Annotated in this window: 13 protein-coding genes; 3 read left to right on the top strand and 10 right to left on the bottom strand. The window is 70.0% G+C overall.

Annotated elements, in window-relative coordinates; translation table 11 throughout:
- Positions 1 to 124: 124 nt before the first annotated feature.
- Positions 125 to 589: an ATP-binding protein gene (locus LY13_RS09675; protein WP_253827983.1), complete on the bottom strand. Its 465-nt coding sequence runs from the start codon at positions 587 to 589 to the stop codon at positions 125 to 127.
- Positions 590 to 857: 268 nt separating this feature from the next.
- Here LY13_RS09675 and LY13_RS09670 point away from each other — a divergent pair, with 268 nt between their 5' ends.
- Together LY13_RS09670 and LY13_RS09665 are read left to right on the top strand one after the other, a co-directional pair.
- A complete protein-coding gene (locus tag LY13_RS09670) occupies positions 858 to 2270 on the top strand; it encodes a PP2C family protein-serine/threonine phosphatase (RefSeq protein WP_253827982.1) in 1413 nt (470 codons plus the stop codon).
- A gap of 125 nt (positions 2271 to 2395) precedes the next feature.
- Complete coding sequence (locus LY13_RS09665) at positions 2396 to 3418, top strand: ABC transporter substrate-binding protein (protein ID WP_253827981.1); 1023 nt, start codon at positions 2396 to 2398, stop codon at positions 3416 to 3418.
- Positions 3419 to 3559: 141 nt separating this feature from the next.
- Here LY13_RS09665 and LY13_RS09660 read toward each other — a convergent pair whose 3' ends face one another.
- The 3 genes from LY13_RS09660 to LY13_RS09650 form a co-directional block, all read right to left on the bottom strand.
- Positions 3560 to 4885 (bottom strand): cell division protein DivIVA, encoded by a 1326-nt coding sequence (locus tag LY13_RS09660; protein ID WP_308216295.1) that lies wholly within the window; start codon positions 4883 to 4885, stop codon positions 3560 to 3562.
- Between the two features lie 109 nt (positions 4886 to 4994).
- Positions 4995 to 5741 carry a sortase domain-containing protein gene (locus LY13_RS09655; protein WP_253827980.1) on the bottom strand — a complete coding sequence of 249 codons (747 nt, stop codon included), beginning with the start codon at positions 5739 to 5741 and terminating at the stop codon, positions 4995 to 4997.
- A 1-nt stretch (position 5742) separates the two neighbouring features.
- On the bottom strand, positions 5743 to 7164 hold the full coding sequence (locus LY13_RS09650; protein ID WP_372493805.1) for an MSCRAMM family protein: 1422 nt from the start codon (positions 7162 to 7164) through the stop codon (positions 5743 to 5745).
- Positions 7165 to 7640: 476 nt separating this feature from the next.
- Here LY13_RS09650 and LY13_RS09645 point away from each other — a divergent pair, with 476 nt between their 5' ends.
- Complete coding sequence (locus LY13_RS09645) at positions 7641 to 8462, top strand: Bax inhibitor-1/YccA family protein (RefSeq protein WP_253827979.1); 822 nt, start codon at positions 7641 to 7643, stop codon at positions 8460 to 8462.
- A 270-nt stretch (positions 8463 to 8732) separates the two neighbouring features.
- Here LY13_RS09645 and LY13_RS09640 read toward each other — a convergent pair whose 3' ends face one another.
- The 6 genes from LY13_RS09640 to LY13_RS09615 form a co-directional block, all read right to left on the bottom strand.
- Positions 8733 to 9749 carry a C40 family peptidase gene (locus LY13_RS09640; RefSeq protein WP_253827978.1) on the bottom strand — a complete coding sequence of 339 codons (1017 nt, stop codon included), beginning with the start codon at positions 9747 to 9749 and terminating at the stop codon, positions 8733 to 8735.
- Complete coding sequence (locus tag LY13_RS09635; protein ID WP_253827977.1) at positions 9746 to 10840, bottom strand: dipeptide epimerase; 1095 nt, start codon at positions 10838 to 10840, stop codon at positions 9746 to 9748. The genes LY13_RS09640 and LY13_RS09635 overlap by 4 nt, the downstream gene beginning before the upstream one ends.
- Before the next feature lies 1 nt (position 10841).
- A complete protein-coding gene (locus LY13_RS09630; protein WP_253827976.1) occupies positions 10842 to 11987 on the bottom strand; it encodes a DUF819 family protein in 1146 nt (381 codons plus the stop codon).
- A gap of 139 nt (positions 11988 to 12126) precedes the next feature.
- The gene (locus LY13_RS09625; RefSeq protein WP_253827975.1) at positions 12127 to 12447 is read right to left on the bottom strand and encodes a DUF3870 domain-containing protein; all 321 of its coding nucleotides are present in this window, start codon (positions 12445 to 12447) and stop codon (positions 12127 to 12129) included.
- A gap of 207 nt (positions 12448 to 12654) precedes the next feature.
- Complete coding sequence (locus LY13_RS09620; protein ID WP_253827974.1) at positions 12655 to 13875, bottom strand: acetyl-CoA C-acetyltransferase; 1221 nt, start codon at positions 13873 to 13875, stop codon at positions 12655 to 12657.
- A 156-nt stretch (positions 13876 to 14031) separates the two neighbouring features.
- A complete protein-coding gene (locus LY13_RS09615; RefSeq protein WP_253827973.1) occupies positions 14032 to 15912 on the bottom strand; it encodes a bifunctional metallophosphatase/5'-nucleotidase in 1881 nt (626 codons plus the stop codon).
- Positions 15913 to 15974: the final 62 nt, after the last annotated feature.

Genomic DNA, 15974 nt, shown 5'->3' with positions numbered 1-15974 from the left:
CCCATTGTGGGGTCGGTTCCGAGGTTGTCCTAGTGCGGGTGGCCGCAGCCGGCCGTCCGGCGAGTCGCTCACCTGCAGCGCAGCCGCGTCGGTGAGGGACACGGTCGCTCCGGTCACGGTGTCGTCAGCGGCCGAACACCGGCCGCGAAACCCCTCGTTCGGGCGATGTCGGCGGCGGGTACGGCAGCTCGGCCCACACGACCTTCCCGTCCTGCCCCGCGGGCCGGCGGGCCCGATCGACACCCCAGTCGTCCGCCAGCGCCGCGACGAGCAGCAGGCCACGACCGTGGTCGACCTCCGGGCCCGGATGCAGCACCTCGGGGCGCCGCGGGTCGGCGTCGGACACCTCGATGCGCAGTCTCCCCGCGCCGGTGCGCACCCGCAGTCTGCACGGCGGACGTCCGTGCACGACCGCGTTCGACGCCAGCTCCGTGACCAGCAGGAGTACGTTCTGCCGGGACGACTCGTCCGTGACGCCGAGTGCGGCGTCCACGGCGTGGCGGGCGTCCGTGGGACCGTGCAGGTCCGTGGTCAGCGCGATGTCGACCACGAGGGTGTCGGCCGCGACGCGGCTCTGCTCAATCATCATCGTCGGCCCCGTCGGCTCGGCGGTCCTTGCCGTGAATGCGGCGGAGGCCGGACGGGTGCCAACACCCGGTGCCCGGTGACTCCGCCGATCGGGCGTCGACCGCGGATTGTTCACAACCCCCGTGTGCCCTCTGTGGCGGCTCGGTACACGCACTCGGACGAACTTCGCACGATGGTCTTCTTGGGTGACACCCTCGGCGAGTAATGCGAGACATCTTCGCTGGCAGCGGGCATAGTGGAAGCCCGGCTTCTGGCGGAGGTGAACCCCGGTGAGTGTCGAGCGCGAGTTGAGCGACCCGCTCAGCGCGGAACTCGCCAGGGCTGTGCGCGCAGGGCGGTTGTCCACCGACGCGTGGGCGGTGGTGGCCGACGTGCTCGGGACCCTGGACCCGGCGACGCCCGTGGGCGACGTCGTGGCGGCGTTGACCGAGGTCGCGGCGGGAGAATCGGGCGAGGCGAAGCTGCCCGCGCAGGAGGTGCGCACTCCCGCCCGTGGCGGGCCGGACCGCGACCTGCGGTGGCGGCTGGCCGACCGGCCCGTGACGGGATCGCCGTCGCGGGACGACATCGACCGCACCGCTTTTCTCGACGAGGTCAGCCGCGCGTCCGCGACGTCGCTCGACAGTACGGAGATGCTGTCGCAGGTCGCCGCGCTCGTGCAGTCCCACGGGCTGGCCGACAGCACGCGCGTGTGGCGCTCCACCGACGACGGCCTGCGGTGTGCGACACCGTCGTCGGGGGACGTGCGGCCGGACCCGACCGTCCAGCAGACCCTGATCACGCGGCGCTCCGTTCGTACCGGAACGAGCAGGCTGAGCGTGCCCCTGCTGGCAGGCCGCCACGCGCTCGGCGTGCTGGATCTGGAACGCAGGCATCGCGGCTTCACGGCCGACGACATCTCGCTCGCGCACGCCGTCGCGGGCCGCGCCGCGCTCGGCCTGCGCAACGCCTACGAGTACGAGCGGGAGCACGAGCTGGCGCAGCGGCTGCAGCACGCCATGTTGCCTGCGCTGGCCGAACTGGACGAGTTCGACATCGCCGCGCGGTACCGGTCGTCGACGCGCGGTGTCCACATCGGCGGTGACTGGTACGACGCCTTCAGCCGTTCCGACGGGACGGTCGTGCTCACCGTCGGCGACGTCACCGGTCACGGTCTCGACGCGGCCGTCGTCATGGGGCAGTTGCAGAACGCGCTGCGCGCCTACGCGATGGAGGGACACGGCCCTGCGTCGTCGTTGCGACTCGTGCACGAACTGCTGAGGGAGAGCCGGGGCTCACTGTTCGCCACTGCCGTCGTCGTCGAGGTGCAGCTGCGCAGCGGCATGATCCGGTGGGCGAGTGCGGGGCATCCGCCGCCGCTGGTGCAGGACGCCGACGGGGAGGTCGGATACCTCGACGTCGACCACGGGCCGATGCTCGGCATCGACCTGTCGCCGTCGATTCCCGAACACCGCCGCAGGCTCACCCCGGACTCGTCCGTGGCCCTGTACACCGACGGGCTCATCGAACGCCGCACCAGTGACATCGACGCCGGGATGGCGCGGCTGGCGGCGGCGTTCGAACGCTGTGGCGACGGCAAGGTCGGGGAGCGGACCGACGACGTGCTGCACGAGATGCTCGGCGGCACCGACCACGACGACGACGTGTGCCTGCTGTTGTGCCGGTGGCTCGGGCCCGCATGACGGGATCGCGGAACGCCCACGACGGCGGCCGTCGGCGCGCGATCCCACCGCGGCGCATCGACAGCGGATCGGCCGTACGTCACAGGGGCTAGGTTTTTAACTTAGGCTTGCCTATCTTGGTGCGCATGTCTGGAACACTTCCCGGTCCCTACCGGTTGTCCCGTCGGAGCCTGCTCGGTGGCGCCGCCGCCCTCGCCGCCACCGGATTCCTGTCCGCGTGCGGTCCCAACACCTCGGACGACGACACCGGAGGTGACGGCGCCGGCGGCTGGTCGTTCACCGACGATCGCGGCGAGACGGTCACGCTCGACGGCGCACCGAAGCGCATCGCGGGGCTCAACGACGCCATCGCGTCGCTGTGGAATTACGGCATCGTGCCGGTCGCGTCGTTCGGCTACACCGGCCTCGACGCCGACGTGAACTTCGACGGCAAGGACACGTCGAAGGTCACCGAGGTCGGCGCCACGTACGGCGAGATCAACCTGGTGCGTCTCGAGGCGCAGAAGCCGGACCTGATCATCACGCACGCCTATCCCGAGGACGCCTCCGGCAAGGTCGATCCGAAGAAGCCGCTGTACGGCTTCAAGGATCTCAAGCAGCAGGAGGACGCTGCGAAGATCGCGCCGATCGTCGCGCTGGCGATGACCGGTTCCGCCGACAAGGTCGTCGAACGCACCACCGAGTTCGCGAAGTCGCTCGGCGTCGACCAGCAGCTGCTCACCGAGAAGAAGCGGGAGTACGACTCCGCACGTGACCGGCTCCGCGAGGCCGCCTCGTCCGGCCTGACCGTGATGGCGGTCGCGGCCTACGAGACCGACGGCGTCCACATCGCCAAGGCCGAGGACGACCCGGCACTGCGCAGTTACACCGAACTCGGCCTGAAGTACCCTGACCCTGGCGGCGACACCTACTACTGGCGCCAGGTCGCGTGGGAGAACATCACCGACTTCCGCACCGACGTCGTGCTCTACTCGCTGCGCGCCATGAGCGGCGACGAGATGCTCAAGCAGCCGACGTTCGCGAACCTGCCCGCCGCCAAGGCGAAGCAGGTCTACCCGTGGGAGTTCAGCGCGATGGACTACGTCGCGCAGGCCGCCACGATCAACCGCCTCGCCGAGAACCTGGAAAGCGCCCGCCGGGTCGTCTGACGTCTCCGCGGTGGGCTCGGCCCCTCCGGGGCGGGCCCACCGCGAGCGTGGCGGCGCCGGCCGTCCGGGCCGCCACGTCGTCCCCGGCGACGTCGGGTCGGCGACCAGCGACGTCACCAGGGTGGCGTCACCGCGGGGAGATCACTGCGAGGACGTGCCCTTGGGGCCGGGCGACGGCCGCTGCGCGGAAGTGCCGGGGGTCGTCGCCTCGGCGGACGAGTCCGTGGCTCCGGAGGTGGAACCCGCCGCCGAGCTCCCGTCGTTCGAGGGCGCGGTGTTCGACGGCGCGGTGTTCGGGGACGCCGTGTTCGAGCTCGCCGTGTTCGAGTTCGTGGTGCCTTCCGAGCCCGTCGAGTCGGCCGTGGCCTGGTTGGTGGTGCCGGCCTTCACGGGCCGCTGTGCGGGTCGCGTGGCCTCGGGGTCGCCCGACCCGTTGCCCGCCCCGTCGGCCGACCCGCTGTCCGACTCCGACGCCGGATCGGCCGCGGCCCCGTTCCCGGTGGTGTGGGAGAGCTGGACGGCGTTGGCCGTCTTGGCCGCGTCGAACGGCGTGGTCAGCGACTCCGGCAGTTCCGAGAGCTCGGTGTCCTCGTCGTCGACCGGGTCGAGGGCCGACTCGCCCGCGTGCAGGGCGTCCTCGGCGGCCTTGAGGCGGGCGCGAGCCTCGTTGCGGATCTTGGTGAGCCGCTCGACGACCCCGTTCGCCTCCGCGGTCCGGCGTTCGGCGTCGGCGGTCGCGTCGTCGACGAGCTTCTTGGCCTTCGCGGTGGCCTCGTCGACCATGCGCTTGGCCTCGGTCGTCGCCTCGGTGATGCGGCGTTCCGCGGCGTTCTTGCTGGCTTCCTTGGTGTCGGCGACGTGCTTTTCGAGCGCGGCCTTCTCGGAGGCCATCTTCTTGTCGAACTCGCGCTCGATGGTGCGGCGCTTCTCCTCGGCCTCGCGGTCGAGCCGCTCCTGCCGCTCGGCGGCCTCGGTGGTCATCTTCTGCACGTCGGCCTTCGTGGCCGCCAACGCGTCGGTGTGCTCGCGCTGCAGCTCCTCGGCGTGCTGGTCGAGGGTTTCGACCAGTTTCATGTAGCGCTCGTGCAGCTTCTTCGAGACCTCGCCGCTCTCGGCCCACGTCTTCGTGGCGGCCTCCTCGGCGCGGTTCACGATCTCCTCGGCCCGCGTGTTGGCGAGATCGACGGAACGCTGCATGCGCTCGTCGAGGTCCTCGGGACGCTCCGGCGGCTTCTTCAGCTCCTCCACACGTTGCTGCAGCCGGGTCACCTCCCGGCGGGCGTTCTCGAGTTCACGGGACAGCGTCGTGAGCCGGGCGTTCGCGTTGTCCCGATCGGCCACGATGTGCTGCACCTGAGCCTCGAGGTGCTCGACGTACTGCAGGACCTGGGCGCGGTCGAACCCGTGCCACGCCTGGCTGAATTCCCGCCGCAGCGGCAGCAGTCGGTTGTCGTGCTCGGAAGCCATACTCAAGACCGTACCTTCGTGGGCGCCGGCTGTGGTGACAGGACACCTGGCCCGGACGGGAACGTGTGCTGAACGCCCCGCGACCCGGTGCGGGCCGCGAGTCGGGTGATCAGACGGGTTCGGCGATGACGACGCGATTCTCCGCGTAACCGTTCGTCCCGCCCTGCCACGTGCCTCCGCAGGTGACCAGCACGGCGCGATGTCTGCCGCTCTGCCCGAACAGTTCCCGTGCCCGCTCGGGCACCTCGTCCTTGTGCAGCGTCAGGATGCGCGAGACCTCGTACCGGAACTTCTTCCCGCCGTCGTCGGCGACGACGACCCGGTCACCGACCCGGACCTGCCACAACTCCGAGAACGGACCTTCCCTTCCCTGCCAGTTGACGTGCCCCGCGAAGACGCTGGCGCCGCTCGGGGCGCCCAGGCCGGCGCCCCACCACGTGGCCTCGCCGAGATTCTCGGGGACGGGCAGTACCGCGTCGGGGCCGAGGTCGTGACGGACCAGCGTGGCCGAGCCGCCGTCCGGCAATCGGATCGTGCCGGGACGTTGGCCGCTCGGCGCCGGTGTCACGTCCGGTTCGGTGCTGCGGTCCGGCCCGGTGTTGCGGTCCGGTTCCGTGCTCGGTGCCGGTTCGTCACGGGGCGTCGCCTGCTTGTCCGGTTTGTCCGATGTGGTCGGCTGCGGTCGTTCCGCTTCGGCGGACTCCCCGCGGGCGACCTGCCGTTCGTCCGCGGGTTCTGCGGTACCGGCGACGGCGTCGGTGGGCGGCATCAGCACCGCCGCGCCCACCAACGCCTGCGCCACCAGCACCGATGCGGCGCCGAGCAGATAGGCGCCGACCCGGTCACGTCTCGCCATGTCAGCGTCCGGACAACTGCCGGCGACGCGCGAGGACTCCGCCCGCGACGGCCACCGCGACCACGAGACCGCCCGTGCCGATCAGCGCGCCCGTCGGCGTCGCCGTCGTGGTGGGACTCTGTGCCATCGGCCCGCCCTGTTCACCGGCGGGGATCACGGTCGGGACCTGATCCGCCTCGTTGCTGATCGTCAGCTCGAGCGTCCCGCCCGGCTGTATCTCTCCGCACGCCGACGGCGGATTCTTCGGATCGAACGCGTCGGTGTAGCCGTTCGGCGGGCTCACCTCGATCACGCAGATCCGCTGCGGTGCGCGCAGTCCGTCGACCGTGGCCACGCCGCCTGCGCCCTCGGTGGTCACGACGGCGGGCTTGCCGTCCTCGCCGACCAGCGGTTCGCCGTCGTCGCCCGTGGCCGCGGACTCCTTGTCGCCCGCGGTGACGCGCAGCGGCACGCCCGCGATGCCCTTCTTCGACTCGGCGTCGATCTTCGTGACCTTCACGCCGCCGGGCGCGTTCTTCGCCGTCCCGGTCGCCGACGCCGTCAGCTCCTGTTCCCCACCGGTCGAGACCACGCGCTGGGTGTCGGCCGTGACCGGACTCTGCACGTACGGGCGGGCCGCAGGGGCCGACATCGTGGCCGTCACCGACGGCTCCCCGGCCTCCGGCGTGACCCGGAACGTGGCGGTGCCGTCGTCACCGGTCGTCACGCTCGCCCGCTCGCCGCCGACCCGGGCGCCCTCGGCGGACAGCGTCACCGGCACACCGGGCACGCCCTTGCCCGCGGCGTTGGTCACCGACACGGACCACTCGCCGGCCTCGCCGATGGTCTGTTCCTGTTCCGGAGCCGTGACCTCGGCCTGCCACGGACCGCGGTTGGCCTCGGCGTCGGCGCGGAGCCGCTCCACCGCGTCCTTCGCGCCCTGCGGCAGTTTCGCGAACTGCCCGTCGACGTCGTAGGCGATCTTGTCGAACGGCAGGTCCCGGTCGAGATCCGCGGGCGTGCGCGGGGCGGCCGTCCACGAGTGCAGCAGGTGGGCGAGCGCGGCCGCCTCGTCGTCGCTGTGCGTGTCGCCGTAGCGCAGCAGCAGGTACGAGATGTTGGCGGCGATGTCCTCGGGGATCTTCTCGCCCCACTTGGTCAGCAGTTCGTCACCCGGCCGGTACTGCTCGTCCGAGTTCGGTGCCTTCAGCGCGAACTGCACGCAGAACACCTGCTTGCCGCCGACGAGGTACGAGCCGTGCCAGTCACGGTCGCGGTCCTGGCCGCCGTAGGGCTGGCCCGGCGTCGTTTCGTGCCCGTTGCCCTCCCGCACCTCCGCGGAGGCCGCGGGAGCGACGACGACCAGCGAGAACGTGGCGAGCGCGAGGGCGACGAGCAGTCGCAGGGCGACGGCGCCGCGCCGGACGAGCCCGGAGCGCGACAGGCTCGACGGGCGCGGTGTCGTCGAGGTGAACGGTGTCGTCGAGGCGAACGGGGCCGTCGACGAGTGTCCGGTGCCGGAACGCTGCGTGCGCGCAGAGTTCCGGTGGGAAGGGCGCAGGGTAGGCGCCACGGGGTCCCCCTAAGGTCACGAACTGCGCCCGCGGTGCACCGCGCCCCCAGAGGCGGCGAGGCGTGGCGGCCGGGGACGGTCGAGGCCACCCCGCCCGACGACTCGACCGGCGTGGCGGGCACGCGTTCGGTAGTCGGTCGGATACGACTCGTGATACTCGCTTCCGGCAGCGCAGCCGGCAATCGGCCAGTTGAGTGGACCTTGTCCGATCTGGGGTCGCAACATCTCCCACGTCCCCGCCACCCGCAGCGGGGATCGTGGGTAAAGTCGGGTTTACCGACCTACGGGAACCGGCCGGCGCGCCCGGTCGTTGTACCGGTGCAAGGCCAGTAGATCCAGGAGGATCAGTGCGAACCTCAAGCAACCCCGCCTTCCGTAACCTGCCGCAGGGCGCGGCCGGTCAGGCGCCGTACGCGGGCTTCCAGCAGCCCCAGGGTGGCGTTCCCGGCTACGGAACGCCGCAGGCGCCCTCGGGTGAAGCCGACCGTCCGATGACGGTCGACGACGTCGTCATGAAGACCGGCGCCAGCCTCGGTGTGACGCTGCTCATCGGCATCATCACCGCGATCTGGGCCCAGAGCCAGATCGCGGCAGGCTCCATGGGTGCCGTCACCGGCGCCATGATCGGCGGCATGATCGTCGGCCTGATCCTGGCCCTGGTGATCATCTTCAAGCAGATGGCCAGCGCTCCGATGACGCTCGCGTACTCGGCGGCCGAGGGTGTGTTCCTCGGCGCGATCAGCGGCGTGTTCGAGATGATCGTCGACGGTGTGGCGCTACAGGCCGTCGTCGGCACCGCCGCGGTCTTCGTCGTGATGCTGATCGTCTACAAGACCGGCGCCGTCAAGGTCACGCCGAAGTTCCGCAAGTGGATGATCGGCGCCATCGGCGGTGTCGCCGTCCTGATGCTGTTCAACCTGGTGATGAGCCTGTTCGGAGTCAACGTCGGCCTCCGCGACGGTGGCACCATGGCGATCATCTTCAGCATCGTCTGCATCGGTGTGGCCGCGTTCAGCTTCCTGCTGGACTTCGACATGGCCGACCAGGCGATCCGCCAGGGCGTGCCCAACAAGTTCGCCTGGTACGTGGCCTTCGGCCTGATGACGACGCTGGTCTGGCTGTACCTGGAGATCCTGCGCCTGCTGACCTACCTGCAGGGCGGCGAGTAGGCCTCTCCGCGTAACCCTCCTGCGACAGCCGCCCGGCCGACTTCGGCCGGGCGGCTGTCGTCGTTCGCGGGCACGTACCGGCGCGCGGTTCGCGCGGGCGGGACCTCTTTCCACCCGGGCGGACCACCACGAAGGCAGGCATCGGACGCCGAGGACGCCGTGGCCGCCGAGGACGCACCCCGCATCCGACGAAAAGAGCGGCTCCCGGGTGAGGTCGCATCACCCGGGAGCCGCTCATCGCCGGAACTCGGACCGGCTCGGCGCCGTCGCTCAGATCATGCGCTTGGCACCGGAGAACTCGTCGTCGACGTCCCAGGACTGCCAGTCGACGATCGACACCGACTCGGAGGCGTTGGGTGCGTGGATCATCTGCCCGTCGCCGATGTACATGCCGACGTGGTGCACGCGGCCGACCCCGCCGGGCTGGGCGAAGAACAGCAGGTCGCCCGGCTGCAGGTCGTCGACGGCGACGTCCTGGCCGTGCTCGGCCTGCACCGAGGAGTCCCGCGGGATCGACACCCCGTGGGCCCGGTGGATGCTGTAGGTGAAGCCGGAGCAGTCGAACCCGTACGCGGAGACGCCCGCCCACAGGTAACGCAGCCCCAGGAACTGCTTCGCCGTGGAGACCAGGTCCTCACCGGTCGGCGCAGCGGGCTTCTCACCCTGGCCGTACACGTCGACTGCGTCCTGGTCGAGCCAGGCGTGCGAGCCGTCCGGGAGGGCGACCCGCACCGCCGCCGGCGTTTCGGCGAGCACCGGCAGCCGGGTGTTGAAGCTGATCTCCGACAACTTCCGTGCACCCGTCGGGGTGCCCGTGAGCCAGGTCTTGTTGTCGGTCACCTGCGCCCACGGACGGGTCTCGGTCAGGGTGTCGAACCGGTCGTTCTCGACGAGCTGCTCGACGGGAACCCAGCCGGGGTAGCCGCGGTCGTCACGCGGCGTTCCCTGGCCTTCGACCACGACGCGAGCCCAGTCGCCGTCGATCTCGGTGACCTCGACCTCGGAGCCGAGCACGGCCTGCGTCTCGAGATTGCCGGTGAGCCACCGGCGCGTCTCGGTGTCGGCCAGGTTCCGGTTCCACTGGTCCAGATCGACCGGGTTGGTCGTGGACGGCGCGTCGACCGGCCGGTCCAGACCGGGTTCGGTCCACATCGTCGCGGTGGTGACGTCCACGAAGGCGTGGTCGCCGACCTCGATGCCGTTCTGTGGCGCGGCCGTGGCCGTGCCTGCGCTCGCGCCGACCAGCCCTGTGGCCAGGAGCGCGACCGTCGTCTTGCGGAGGTTCATTCCTGTTCTCCTTTCACCCATGGAGCGAAACCGATGCCGGGCCCGGGATGCAGGTGCATCTCGCTGCCGCGCAGGGCGTAGCCGCCGCCGAGGTCGGGGTCGTCGATCCACTCGGCCGAATCGAGGTCGACGAGGGTGATCGCGGGATGGGCGGCCGCGAGGTGGGCGGCCGCCGCGATGGAGACCCGCGGCTCCATCATCGCGCCGACCATGCACTCGATCCCGGCCGCGCGGGCGATGTCGGCGATGGCCAGCGCCTCCTCGATCCCGCCGCACTTGGCCAGTTTGATGTTGAGCAGGTCGGCCGCGCGCCGTTCGACGATCTCGAGTGCACTGCGCGATGAGGACACCGATTCGTCGGCCATGACCGGTACGTCGACCGCGGCGGTCACCGCGGCCATACCCGCCAGGTCGTGTTTGCCGACGGGCTGTTCGACGAGTTCGAGCGGGATGCCCGCGTCCTCGATGGCCCGGATGACGCGGATCGCCGCCTTCACGTCCCAGCCCTGGTTCGCGTCGAGCCGGAACCGCACGTCCGGTGCGGCGTCGCGCACCGCGCGCAGGCGGTCCAGGTCGGCGCGCCAGTCGTTGCCGAGCTTGATCTTCAGCACGTCGAAGCCGTCGCCGACCGCCTCGACGGCGGCGTCGGCCATGCGCTGCGGCGTGTCGAGGCTGACGGTCATGTCGGTGCGCAGCACCGTCGTGGCGTCCCCGCCGAGTGCTTCGGCCAGCGGCACGCCGAGCGTCCGGGCCCAGGCGTCGTGCAGCGCCACGTCGGCCGCGGCCTTGGCGGCGAAGTTCCCGACGCACGAGTCCGCGATGCCCGCCGCCGCCCCGCGCAGCGCTGCCGCGGGCTGCTCGGTCAGCGCCTGTTTCACCGGGCCGTTCAGGACCGCCAGTACCGACTCCACCGACTCTCCGGTGACGCCGAAGGACTGCCCTGCCGAGCCGTGGCCGACGGTCCCGTCGGCCAGTTCGAGCTCGACGAGCACGCCCAGCATCGTGTCGACACGTCGACGTGCCGTGATGAACGGGCGAGACAGCGGTGCCGAGTACGGCCGCGCACGCAGGTCGGTGACTGCGGGCAGCACCTCAGATCACTCCCAGGATGTTCACCGTCGCGAGGCCGACGAACGTGCCGGAGAACGCGCCGATCAGGGCGAAGAGCACACCCACCGGCACCATCTGCCGGTGGAAGGCACTCGCCACGACCGGTGCCGAGGCCATACCGCCGAGGTTGGCCGTGCTGGCCACGGCCAGGCTGGAGAGCTCGGACCTGGTGACCTTGGCGTAGCCGACCATGATGACGACGTGCACGAGCAGCGCGATGATGCCGATCACCAGGTACAGCGGCGCCTCGGCCAGCGACGAGAAGTCGGATCCGGAGGCGATGATGCCGATGATCACGTAGAGCATCACCATCGCGAGTTCGGCCGACCCCGCGGTCCTGCCGAACCGGGTCGAGGCGATGACGAGGCCGAGCACGCTGACCATGAGGATCGTCCACGTGGTGCTGGTGACGACGTCGCCGAGCTCCGGCAGCAGGCCGCCCGCCCAGGTCGCGACCGCGGAGACGAGCAGGCTGAAGCCGATCAGCGTCATCAGCGAGGTCAGGTCGATCGGGCGCTCACGCTCCTGTTCGGCGTGCCCGTCGAAGGTGATCGCCTTCGCCTTGGTCCAGCGGTTGAACCGCTCGGCGGCGCCGACGGAGCTGAACATCAGCAGCAGCCACACCGAGTAGAGCACGGTGTCGACGATGAGCACGTAGCCGACCAGCGACTCGGGTGCATCCACGATGGACTGCACGGCGACCAGGTTGGCCGAGCCGCCCGTCCACGACGCCGTGAGCGCGCCGAGCGCCTTGTACGCCTCGGGGTCGAGCGTCGCCTGGAAGATCAGGAACGCGACGACGAAGCCGACCGCGATGCTCAGGGCCGAGACGACGAACGTCAGCACGAGCTTCGGGCCGAGCTTGATGATCTTGCGGATGTCGCATTTGAACAGCAGCAGCAGGATCATCGCCGGCAGCAGCGCGTCCTTCACCGCGTCGCCGGTCGCGTCCACGGAGTCGGACTCGCCGAACACGCCGATCGTGTTCAGCAGCGCCGCTCCGAGGTAGAGGAGCACGAATCCGGGCACGTACTTGAGGAACCGGTACTGCCGGCGCTGGGTGACGTAGACGATGACCGCCGCCAGCCCCAGCAGCACACCGAGATAGAGGAACCCGTCCGTAATCATGTTCGCGTCGCTGCCGTCCTTTCTTCCTCAAACGCAAAAAAGTCGGAAACGCGCACCGACCGCGTCGGGTCGTGTGCGTGTTTCCGACTGGGTCCGGCCCTGTCAGGGGCCGGGCAATCGCTGGGGTGTTACGGAGACGTCAGCCCGCGGCGAGGCCGACCGCGCTGCGATACTTGGTCGCGGCGTGGTGCAGGGCTGCGATCAGGGCTCGCTGTGACGAGCCGTGATAGCGCGCGGTGATGCGTTCCGTGAGCAGACCTTCCTCCGTGATGCACTCTCGAACGAACAAGCCTTTGACGAACCTGTTCGTCAGGGCCAACGTCGCCGAGCACTCGGCATCAAGGATTCGGTGGGTGTCCGGATCGATCTCGAAGGCGATGAAGAACAGCCCGTATTGGCTGGTGATCGGGTTGTTCGAGGGTGCTTTGGCCTCGCCCGTGACGAAGACCGATGTGGACATGGCGAGACATTAGGACAGGGCTGCCTCCCGTCGGTAGTCCTCTTCGTCGCTCACCGGCAGACGTTACTCAACCGTCACCTGCTCCTGCACACACACGACCACGCACAGTGCTGGACATTCATGAGAAGCCGATTCCGGAGCCAGTGGCGCGCTGAGGTTCTGCTACCGGCACCGCTATGCAAGCCCGGCAGCACACTTCTCCCGGCTTCAGCTGAGGCGTTCGAGGACGAGGGCCATCCCTTGCCCGCCGCCGACGCACATGGTTTCGAGGCCGAACTGCTTGTCGTGGTGCTGCAGCGAGTTGATGAGCGTGGAGGTGATGCGGGCGCCGGTCATGCCGAACGGGTGGCCGACGGCGATGGCGCCGCCGTTGACGTTGAGCTTGTCCAGGTCGATGCCGAGGTCGCGGTAGGACGGGATGACCTGGGCGGCGAAGGCTTCGTTGATCTCGACGAGGTCGATGTCGCCGATGGACATGCCCGCGCGGGACAGCGCCTGCTGGGAGGCTTCGACCGGGCCGTAGCCCATGATCTCGGGCGAGAGGCCGGACACGCCGGTGGACACGACGCGGGCGAGCGGTGTGATGCCGAGCTGTTTGGCCTTGGTGTCGCTCATGATCACCAGGGCGGCGGCTCCGTCGTTGAGCGGGCAGGCGTTGGCGGCGGTGACGCGGCCGTCGGGGCGGAACACCGGCTTGAGACCGGACACGCCTTCGATCGTCACGCCCGCGCGGGGGCCGTCGTCGGCGTCGACGACGGTGCCGTCGGGCAGGGTCACGGGGGTGATGTCCTTGGCCCAGAAGCCGTCGGCGATGGCGTTCTCGGCGAGGTTCTGCGAACGCACGCCGAATTCGTCCATCTCGTCGCGCGAGATGCCTTTCAGTCGGGCGAGGTTCTCGGCGGTCTGGCCCATGGCGATGTAGACGTCCGGCAGTTGGTCGTTGTCCCGCGGGTCGGTCCAGCTGTCGGTCTCCTGCTCGGCGGTGGCGGCGGTGCGCGCCTCGGCGTCGGCGAACAGCGGGTTGTGCGTGTCGGGCAGTGAGTCGGAGCTGCCCTTGGCGAACCGGGACACGGTTTCGACGCCGGCGGAGATGAACACGTCGCCCTCGCCGGCCTTGATGGCGTGCATGGCCATGCGGGTGGTCTGCAGGCTCGACGAGCAGTAGCGGGTGATGGTGCAGCCGGGCAGGTGGTCGTAGCCGAGCAGGCTCGCCACGACGCGGCCCATGTTGAAGCCGGATTCGCCGCCGGGCAGGCCGCAGCCGAGCATCAGGTCGTCGATGTCGGCCGGGTCGAGCTGGGGAACCTTGTCGAGGGCGGCGCGCACCATCTCCGCGGTGAGGTCGTCGGGGCGCTTGTCCACCAGCGATCCCTTGCCCGCCCTGCCGATGGGCGAACGGGCTGCGGACACGATCACGGCTTCGGGCATGGTGGACACTCCTTCGGATCGACCTAAGCGGATGCTTACGTATATCCTGCCTTCCGCTGCGCGCCCTGGCCAGTGGTGTTATCGCGGGTCACGTGAACGGGGCGGCGCCGCAAGCCCGCAGGCTCGCCACGCCGCCCCGTGCCGCGCAGGGAATCGTCAGCCGGTCGTGGTGATGCGGCCGTTGCCGCCCTCCGGGTACTGCTCGGCGGTGACCGAGCCGCCCAGCCCGTCGGTGAGGTAGCCCTCGACGGCCTGCTGGTACGTGGCGCCGACCGAGGTGAAGTCGAGGTCGCCGAACGGGTAGCCGTCGCCGCCCCGTGCGGAGAAGTCGTTGGTGGCGACCGAGATCGGCCCGCCCTCCACGACCTCACCGTTCTCCACGACGACCGTGCCGTCGTCGAGCGTCACGTCCTGCACGCGCTCGCCCGGCTCCAGCACCTCACCGCTGTTCTCGTCGACGACCTGCGCCTTCGCGCTCGGGTCGTAGGTGAACGTCACGCCGGAGACCTGCATGAAGGCGCCTGCCGCGTCGGGGGAGGCGGCCACGCCGCGCTCGAGCAGCTGACGGAACGTCTCCCGCGGGACCTCGGGCACGACGGCGACGAAGTTCGAGAACGGTGCGACGTCGTAGGTGTCGAGCGCGCTGATGTCGCCCGCGGGCAGCGTCGAGTCGTTGCGGATGCCGCCGCCGTTCTGGATGCCGACCTGCGGCGGCCTCACGCCGTACTCCTCCGCCTTCTGCTGGCCGGTCCAGCGCAGGCCGTCGGCGACGAGGTTGCCGAGGTTCGTCTCACTGCTGCGCACGTCGTTCCGGACACCGTTGAGCGGCACCTCGCTGGTCGCCACGGTGGTCTCGGCCAGCCCTTCCAGGTGCTCGGCGACCGGCTCCTCCACCTCGGAGCGGATCTTCTTGTCGCCGTGGACCGCGTCGGGACCGACACCGGAGACGCGCACCGGGCCGGACTCGTCCTCGTCGACGCCGATGACTTCGCCGCGCCAGTTGAAGTTCAGTACGAGCCTGCCGACGTACTTGTAGTCACCGGTCGTGGTGACGACGGGGACGGGGTTGCCCTCGGAGTCGTCGGCGTAGAGCGGGAAGTCGCGCTCGGCCTCGTCGCCCGGGATGAGCCGGTCGTCCTCGCCTGCGAGGATCTCGCCGCCGCCCGCGCCGACGACCGCGTCCACGCCCTTCAGCTGCGGCACCAGCTCGAGCTCGTTGTCGATGTCCTGCAGGTGCGAGACGAGCAGCACCTTGTCGATACCGCGGTCGGCGAAGTCGGAGGCGAGCGCGTTGGTCAGCTTCGCCATCTCGGCGTCGACCTCGACGTTCCGCGGGCTCGACAGCGACGGCAGCTCCGGCGTGGTCAGGCCGATCATGCCGATCCGCTGGCCCCGCGAACGCAGCACCTTGCTCTTGAGGATCGTGCCGTCCTTGGCGTGGGCGTCGAGTGTCGGCTCACCGGAGACGTCGACGTTCGTGCTCACGAACTGCAACGAGCCGTCGAACGCGGAGATGAAGTCGGCGAACGTCTCGGGGCCGAAGTCGAACTCGTGGTTGCCGATCGTGGAGGCGTCGAAGCCGATCTCCTCCACCGCGCGGGCGTCGTAGAACGGGGCGCCTTCCTCCTGGCTTGCGGAGAACTCGGGGCCCGCGAGGAAGTTGTCGCCACCCGAGAGGGTGACCTCGCCGCGCCACGGCGACTGCCCGGGTTCCGGCCTGCCCGTGACGGCCTCCTTGCGCAGGTCGTCCATCACGGTCGCCATCCGCGACGGGCTGCCGTACGGGTTCTGCCCGCTGTCGACGATCTCGCCCTCGTCGGTGCCGTCTCCCGACACGCCGAGCAGCGCGGACTCCATGTCGTTGGTGAACAGCACGTTGAGGGTGAACGTGGGGACGTCGTCGAAGAACCACCCGAAGGCGTTCGCGTTCGGTGCGGCTGCGGCGGCGCCACCGGACGCGGCCAGCAGTGCGGTTGTCAGCGCGGTGGCGGTGGCGGCTCGCGCCAGCCGGTTGTGCCGTCTCGGCAGGTCTTTCACGGCGGGGACTCCTCGTTACGGACGTGACGGTCGAAACGACGTGAGCTAATCACAGTGGTCCT

Origin of the sequence: Prauserella aidingensis, assembly GCF_024171865.1 — a bacterium.
GTDB lineage: Bacteria > Actinomycetota > Actinomycetes > Mycobacteriales > Pseudonocardiaceae > Prauserella > Prauserella aidingensis.
The sequence above is the reverse complement of the archived record's forward strand: the minus strand, read 5'-3'. Positions and strand labels throughout refer to the sequence as shown.

What these genes read in the sequence shown, in the direction of transcription:
- LY13_RS09675 (WP_253827983.1), bottom strand. Translation starts at nt 589, where the DNA reads ATGATGATTGAGCAGAGCCGCGTCGCGGCCGACACCCTCGTGGTCGAC.
- LY13_RS09665 (WP_253827981.1), top strand. Translation starts at nt 2,396, where the DNA reads ATGTCTGGAACACTTCCCGGTCCCTACCGGTTGTCCCGTCGGAGCCTG.
- LY13_RS09660 (WP_308216295.1), bottom strand. Translation starts at nt 4,885, where the DNA reads ATGGCTTCCGAGCACGACAACCGACTGCTGCCGCTGCGGCGGGAATTC.
- LY13_RS09655 (WP_253827980.1), bottom strand. Translation starts at nt 5,741, where the DNA reads ATGGCGAGACGTGACCGGGTCGGCGCCTATCTGCTCGGCGCCGCATCG.
- LY13_RS09640 (WP_253827978.1), bottom strand. Translation starts at nt 9,749, where the DNA reads ATGAACCTCCGCAAGACGACGGTCGCGCTCCTGGCCACAGGGCTGGTC.
- LY13_RS09630 (WP_253827976.1), bottom strand. Translation starts at nt 11,987, where the DNA reads ATGATTACGGACGGGTTCCTCTATCTCGGTGTGCTGCTGGGGCTGGCG.
- LY13_RS09625 (WP_253827975.1), bottom strand. Translation starts at nt 12,447, where the DNA reads ATGTCCACATCGGTCTTCGTCACGGGCGAGGCCAAAGCACCCTCGAAC.
- LY13_RS09620 (WP_253827974.1), bottom strand. Translation starts at nt 13,875, where the DNA reads ATGCCCGAAGCCGTGATCGTGTCCGCAGCCCGTTCGCCCATCGGCAGG.